General features: G+C 40.8%; 5 protein-coding genes. 1 reads left to right on the top strand and 4 read right to left on the bottom strand.

From position 1 onward, the window contains the following. A partial coding sequence (locus tag ACKI5B_RS06040) for a putative PEP-binding protein (protein WP_407426832.1) occupies nucleotides 1–359 on the top strand: 359 nt, incomplete at its 5' end. Between the two features lie 53 nt (nucleotides 360–412). Here ACKI5B_RS06040 and ACKI5B_RS06035 read toward each other — a convergent pair. The 4 genes from ACKI5B_RS06035 to ACKI5B_RS06020 all read right to left on the bottom strand — a co-directional run bounded on the left by ACKI5B_RS06035 (nucleotide 413) and on the right by ACKI5B_RS06020 (nucleotide 7,190). After that, a complete protein-coding gene (locus tag ACKI5B_RS06035) occupies nucleotides 413–2,818 on the bottom strand; it encodes a helix-hairpin-helix domain-containing protein (protein ID WP_407426830.1) in 2,406 nt (801 codons plus the stop codon). Nucleotides 2,819–2,888: 70 nt separating this feature from the next. Next, nucleotides 2,889–3,749, bottom strand: coding sequence for a hypothetical protein (locus ACKI5B_RS06030; RefSeq protein WP_407426828.1), 861 nt, complete (start codon nucleotides 3,747–3,749; stop codon nucleotides 2,889–2,891). Nucleotides 3,750–3,766: 17 nt separating this feature from the next. Further along, nucleotides 3,767–4,825: a GGDEF domain-containing protein gene (locus ACKI5B_RS06025; protein ID WP_407426826.1), complete on the bottom strand. Its 1,059-nt coding sequence runs from the start codon at nucleotides 4,823–4,825 to the stop codon at nucleotides 3,767–3,769. A 46-nt stretch (nucleotides 4,826–4,871) separates the two neighbouring features. Continuing rightward, nucleotides 4,872–7,190: a pectinesterase family protein gene (locus ACKI5B_RS06020; RefSeq protein WP_407426824.1), complete on the bottom strand. Its 2,319-nt coding sequence runs from the start codon at nucleotides 7,188–7,190 to the stop codon at nucleotides 4,872–4,874. Nucleotides 7,191–7,293: the final 103 nt, after the last annotated feature.

The raw sequence follows: 7,293 nt of genomic DNA, 5'->3' as shown, positions 1-7,293 counted from the left end.
CCGACTTCTTCTCATTCGGAACAAACGACCTTACTCAGACCACGTTCGGCTTCAGCCGCGACGATTACGGTAAGTTCATCGAATCTTACCTGCAGCAGCGGATTCTTGAAGACGATCCGTTTGCCACACTCGACGAAGACGGACCTGCAGCTTTAATGGAAATCACCGAAGCCAAAGGCCGCGCAGTCAACCCGTACCTGCACTTGGGAATCTGCGGTGAGCACGGCGGAGACCCGGCTTCAATCCACATCTGCTACAGAATCGGCTTGAACTACGTGTCTTGCTCTCCGTACAGGGTTCCTCTGGCACGACTGGCAGGTGCACAGGCGGTAATTAAGTACAGTAAAGAAGAAAGATAACACATAAAAAACGCCTTGCATGAACTGCAAGGCGTTTTTTGTGGCTTAGTAAATTATTTTTTCAAAAGAGCAGCGAATGGATTGTAGCTCATGCCGTCATCTGAACCAAAATTCTCGCGTCCCGCTCGGTTTCCACCATTGCGAGAGCGGTCGTTTGCGAAGGCAGGCTTTTTATCACCAGAAGAAGCCCCACTTCCCTTCTTTACAACTACTACGCGTTTTTTGCCTGTGCCGTCACCAGCAGGCTTTTTGCCTTCGTTTGTCTGGCCGAGACGTGTGTGAGCGTCGCTCTTAAGAGAAAGTGAAATTCTCATGCGGTCTTTGTCGAGTGCGATAATTGTGAATTCTTTTACATCACCGACTTTGATTACGTCCATCGGATCAGAAACGAATGAATCGCTGAGTTCTGAAACGTGAATAAGAGCAGTTTCATGCAAACCGATGTCAACGAATGCACCGAAGTCAACGACGTTTTTGATTTTGCCTGTGACTTTCATGCCGACTGTCAAATCTTCGAACTTAACAACGCCTTTCTGCATGATTGGAGCCGGATAACCGTCGCGAGGGTCGCGGTTCGGTTTTCCAAGCTCTTCGATGATGTCGTTCAATGTTGTTTCACCGACATTATATTTTTCGCAGAGAGTTTTTTTGAGATCTGCCGGAACCTGTTTTCCTTCTCTTACATAGCTCAAAACTTCGCGGGCTACTTCGTAGTTCTCAGGGTGAACCCATGTATTGTCGAGAGGGTCAGAGCTTTCTGCAATCTTCAAAAAGCCTGCGCACTGTTCGAATGCTTTTGGTCCAAGACCAGGAACTTTTTTGAGTTCTTCGCGGCTTGTGATTTTGCCGTTCTGATCGCGGTAAGCAACGATTTTCTTTGCAGTGCTCATGTTGATGCCAGAAACATATTTTAAGAGCATGTAGCTTGCTGTGTTCAAATTTACGCCGACCTGGTTTACAACGCGGCCAACGACTTCATCAAGCTGCTCGGCGAGTTTTTTCTGGTTTACGTCGTGCTGATAAAGACCGACACCGATTGCCTTCGGGTCGATTTTTACGAGCTCTGCAAGAGGATCCTGCAGGCGGCGGCCCATTGAAATTGCACCACGGATTGTAAGGTCAAGCTCAGGGAATTCTTCTGTTGCAACCGGGCTTGCAGAGTAAACTGAAGCACCTGATTCATCAACGACTGTGTACTTTACATCTGAATCAGCATAGTTCTCAGAAATGACTTTTGAAACCAAAGCCTGAACTTCAGGGCTTCCTGTTCCGTTTCCCACAGCCACAACCTGAATGTCGTATTTGTCGATTGCTTCGTTAAGGAGATTGTATGCTTCGTCTGCCTGCTGAACCTGGAAAATCTTGAAATAGCCGAGATATTTACCTGTTTCGTCTAAAGCGGCACATTTTGTACCGGTACGGATACCAGGGTCGATTCCAAGTACGCGGCTTCCTTTGATCGGCTGAGTCATAAGAAGGTTCTTCAGGTTTTCGCTGAAGATTCCGATTCCGTGGTCGTCAGCTTCGTCTGTTTCGTCGCTTCGGATTTCGCGGACAACTGCCGGAGAAAGAAGACGAACCAATCCGTCTTCGATAGCTTCGCTGTGATATTTGTTTGAAATTTTTACGCGTTTCTGGAGCATTGCAACTGCATCATCAACCGGAACATCGATTGTAACACTCAAAGCATTTTCTCGCTCAGCGCGGTTGATTGCCAGAATTCGGTGCGGTTTAACCTGATTGAGCGGCTCTGAGTAATCCCAGTACATTTTGTAAGTAGAAGTGTTCTCGGCAACAGTTGCATCCTGACCTTCAGGAACGATACCCTTAGTCTGGATTGTGCCGGCTGACATGTAAAGGTCGTGAACGGCAGCGCGGTTGTCTGTATCCTGGCTTGTGCGCTCAGCGATGATGTCTTTTGCTCCGTCGATTGCATCTTTTGCAGTTTCGACATTGAGGGCTGCATCTTCGTTGTCTGTCTTGATGTATTTTTCGGCCTCTGCTTCAACTGCTGCGTCGTCGTTCTCTGCGATAATGAAATCTGCCAATGGCTCCAGGCCTTTTTCGGCAGCGACCATACCCCTTGTCTTCTTCTTCTTTTTGAACGGTGCCCACAAATCCTCAAGCTCTGTGAGTGTTTTTGCATTCATTGCGGCATTATAAAGGCTTTCTGTGAGCTTTCCCTGACCAAAAATACCCCTTACGATTTCGAGGCGGCGTTCTTCAAGATTTTTATATGATTTGAACAGGTGGTCGCAGTCTGTGACCTGGACTTCGTTCAAGTTGTCATGCTTTTCTTTTCGGTAACGAGAAATGAAAGGGATTGTACATCCTTCATTCACCAGACTGATAACTGCGCTGACCTGGCTAACGCGAATGTTAAGCTCATCAGCGATTCTTTTCATAATTTCGACTTCGTTCACAACGAGGGCGTCGATTGATTCCTGTGTAAATTCCATAGTAGAACTATTTTACTGAAAAATAAGGGTCTGTTCAAATAAAAAAGATATTTTCAAATCATTTCAAGTTTTAATGCTTTATTATTATTTTTCTTGCTGCATCAAACTTTGCCCAGAGAAGATTTTTTACTTTATCACTTATCATCTGATATGTTTTCTGAAGAACTTTTGCACGGGTATCACTTTCAAGCCCCTGCCTGTTATCAGGGGTTAAATATACAAAGACATACATTGAAGAATTTGAATAGCTGCGGCTCATAATAACAAGAGCGTCCGTTGAAAAATGCAGACCATTAATACTGACAAGCATATTTTTGATTTTATATCCGGGAGTAACATCAAGCGGATATTCGAAAGTTGCCGAAAAATGGCTTAAACTTACATCAAGAACCCGGCCTGTATACTGCATGTTCTCAATTTCAAAAACAACTTTACTGGAACTGTCACAAATTGCACGGACATTCTGCCTTCGACCGCAGGCCTGATTTGCAAACATAACTTTATCAATCAGTGCAAAATTTTTCGTCCGCTGAAATTCAAGCCCGATACAGCCGCATTGAATTCCAACATCATAAAGATAATACCTCTCAAGCTGTTTTTTTTCTTCTGAATCTGCCCGTTTTGAATAAAGAACACCAATTAAAATATTTCCATCGTTTTTTGCCTGCAGATCAAGAATGTAATTTGCCCATTCAATTCCTTCAACAACCGAATCAATGTAAAAAAACAGAATAGAATCTCTAAAAGTTTTAATAATTATGTCGATTTTGACTTTAAGCGGACAATATCTGTCATCAGAAATAATATAAGCTTCATAACCACGGGCCATAAAATCTTCAAGATATTTTTCGGGCAAAAGAGAATCATCTGGAGCTATAAAAAAGGTTTTTCGCCCTTCAATAATCTGATTTGATGTTTCGTTCTCTGCCAAAATTCTCTCCCGTAAAGCTATACTAAATCTTTAATTGTTTTACCCGTAAAATTAAGAATAAGAGCAATCGTTTTTGCTGCATTAAAAAACAGATCCATATTGGAATATTCCCAGAGCCGTGTTTCAAGTTCTGTTCCTGTCATATCTGCACGCAGGAAACCATATTTTTTATCCTGATAAGATATTTCGCAAAAACAGCTTGAAGTTATTTTCTGTGAATCAAGAATTTCATAAAATTCTGTCTGATGCGAAAGCTGAAGTGATTTTATATTGCTCAGATAAAGCATATCTGTAGCTTTATTTATATTTGCACGAATAAAATCTTCACTAACAGGGAAAAATTCTCTGTTTTTTGAAATCTGATGAATTTTCTGGAAATACAATTTCTTTTCGTTTTGAATACAAATATGATCCACAGTAAAATAAGAACTCATAAAATTGAAAAGCTTTGTAATTCCGTCTGCAAGATCATTATTTGCTGTAAGAAATTTAAATACAGATGAGTGAAGGTTTATAGAAGCTAGTGCTTTTTGTGTTTCTGTTTTGGGAACAATACTCTCGTGTTTTTCCGGAAGATAAATGATAAAGCAGTTCCGGCCTTTTTGTTTACCTCTGAATAATGCCTTGTCTGCAGAAAGTTTTATGGAATCAAAATCACTTCCGTTTTCAGGATATCTGTCCAGACCAATTGTAACTGTAAGTGTCTGCTTTCCTATTTCAGGAAGTTCAATATCGTTTACTTCAACCAGGATTTTATGACAGATATTCCAGATATCATCGTAACCAATAATATTATTTAAAACTATGACAAATTCATCGCCTTCGTTACGGCCAACTATGCCATTACTGCCGACATTTCTGATTAAGGTCTGAGCAACATCACTAAGAACCCGGTTGCCGCCTGCTGCACCAAATGTATCATTGATATAAGTAAAATTATCAATATCAACAAGTGCATAGGAAAAAGGAATTTTCTGACTTATAAGGTGATTTGTATATTTAGAAACACTTTCTTTTGTGTAAACCGGGGTAATAGAGTCTTTTTCAAGAAGATTTTCATCAAAGAATTCTGCCATATAAAAAATTATACAGCAGAATTCAAAATTTTCATAGTATTTTAATTTATTTCTGTTTACCGCTTACAGTAATTGTAGCAACGGTTGGTGCTTTTCCGGTTGGAATTGCAATATCGTCTCCGTTAAAGCCGTAAAGAACTACACGGATTGTTACAGTTTCGCCTTTTTTGACTTCATGTTCAATTTCCCAGCTCTTTTTTACAGTGCGGACCTTGCGGCTTTCATCAGTAACAAGTTCAGTTTCCTTTCCGCCGGAAATTGCAAAAATCTGAGCAGCCATATTGCCTGTTCCATGATTTCCGAATGCAGCTTCAACCTGTGAAAGAACAAGATTTTCTTTTGCAGTGAACGGGAAGTCTACATAAACTTTATCACGTCCTTCGATTGGTGAAGAATATCCTGAATAAGAAAGTGCACCCTTAGCGATTTCAGCAGTGATTTTTGATGAATTAAACTTCCATGAACCGCCGTTGCCTTTTGAAGGCACTGCCTTAGCAGCTACGGCAACATCTGCATTGTCACTTGTACCTTCGAGAGAAGAGCTTGCTTCCGGAGAATCAAGCCATGAAACAGCAAATGCACCGGCTTCAGGCTTTAAAATCTTAACTTTGAACTCGCCGGAAACAGCGTTTGCATCACATGAAGTTGCTTTTACAGTAACTGCAGTGTCTTTTTCGACATTTGCAGCTTCAAGAAGACCAGTTGCCGAAATTGAAGCAGCTTTAGAATCAGAAACTGACCAGGTGTAGTCCCCGTTAGTCGGCTTTACAGGATTCAAAGCAGCCTTAAACTGAAGCTTTTTGCGTCCGTAAACTTCTTTTGCATCGTCTTCTGAAGAAACAGTGATTGTTTTTACAGGATTAAATGAAAGAGATTCATCGCCTTCGACAACAATCTTTGTAATGTAAGATTTTTCTGTTGCAGTGATTGTTACATTGCAGGCTCCTTCATAAACAATGTAACCTGTGTCCTGGAATTTGTTCGTTGAACCAGTGTTACATGCATAGAAAGCAGCTCCCTGTTTTCCTGCCTGAATTGTACCTGTGCCTGCGTAGTAGCCTGTTACAGTTACAAGAGATTTTCCTTTAACAGGGAATGAAATTGTACTTCCGGCAGTCCCCTGATAATGAGGCTTGTCTTTTTCCTGAGCAAAGCCGGCACAGACAAGTTCAGGATATTCCTGTGAACCGTCGAGAATATATGTTGTTTTTACAACTTCAGTTTCGCCGTCTAAAAGTGATTTTGATTTATCTTCAGAAACAGACCAGTTTCGAGATGAAGCAAGAGCCTTTACATCCCAGTAAGAGTCAGAATCTTTTTTGTATTTAAGAGTTGTGATGTCGAAATAGCGGTTAAGAATTGAGTCGCGGCCGTTAAATTCTGTTGAAGCTTCTGCTTCTGAAATAATGTCTTTGCGGCCTTCAGTTTTTACACCGAGACTTTCAGCTGTTGCTTTGTCGAGTTTCCAGCCGATTGTAGTCTGAGCAATTCCGTTTGCCATGAGTGGTTTTCCGTTCCACAAATCAGTATCAATGTCTTTTGCTTTATTTGCAACAAACGCAACCTGATTGTAATAGCCTGAATTCCATGGAGTTCGTGCAAGATAAGTTGTCTGACCTTCTTTGCTTGAAATATTTGAATTAAATACAACAAGACCTTTTGCAACAGTGTTACCTGGATTCATGCGAGGAGCACCAATGTATGAAGTGTGATTTGAATGTTTTTCATCAAAAAGAGAAACGATTTCACATTCTTCAAAGAGAGCAACTTTTCCAGTTGATTCCATCCAGATAAAGTCTGTGTCGCCTTCAACATAACACTTATAGAACCATGATTTTCCTGTCATGCGCAGAGTATCCTGGTGACTCTTGAATGCACAGTTGTAAGCAGCAAGATTTCCTGTTGAATCAAAACCGATTGTTTCTGCCTGAGTGTTTGAGCCCTTGATTGAACCGCGCTCAAAAGTGTTATGGAAAGTAATATTTTCCACAGTAAGATTACCGTTTCCTTCAAATTCGAAAAGACAGCGGCCTTTCTGTGCAGAATCAGTGTAATTTTTGAGAAGATACAAATCGCCATCGTTAGCTTTTGCAATTACAACATCTTCGCCGTACTGCTTTTTAGATTCACCCGAAAGAGTGATATTTGCATCGCCTTTGTAATAAAGGACTTCCTCGTAAGTACCCTTTGGAAGAGAAATTAAAAAATCGCCCTTCTGAGAGCCGACAGCATCCAGAGCTGCCTGAATTGTTTTGTAAGTTTTAGCTTTCTTTAGATTTGTTCCCGAAAGCTTTACTTTTGGAGATTTTGCACTTGCAGCAAATAAAGCTGTCGAAGCTAAAATAACAGCAATAATTTTTTTCATTATATGCTCCTTTTTTATTTCACAAAAAATGTGATTATTTTATACTATCACAAGACAGATTAATTTGCGAGAAAAATGATTTGTCTTTATCTGATTTCGTGAT

The organism is Treponema sp. (genome assembly GCF_045657965.1).
GTDB lineage: Bacteria > Spirochaetota > Spirochaetia > Treponematales > Treponemataceae > Treponema_D.
This window is presented reverse-complemented; position numbering and strand designations above follow the sequence as displayed.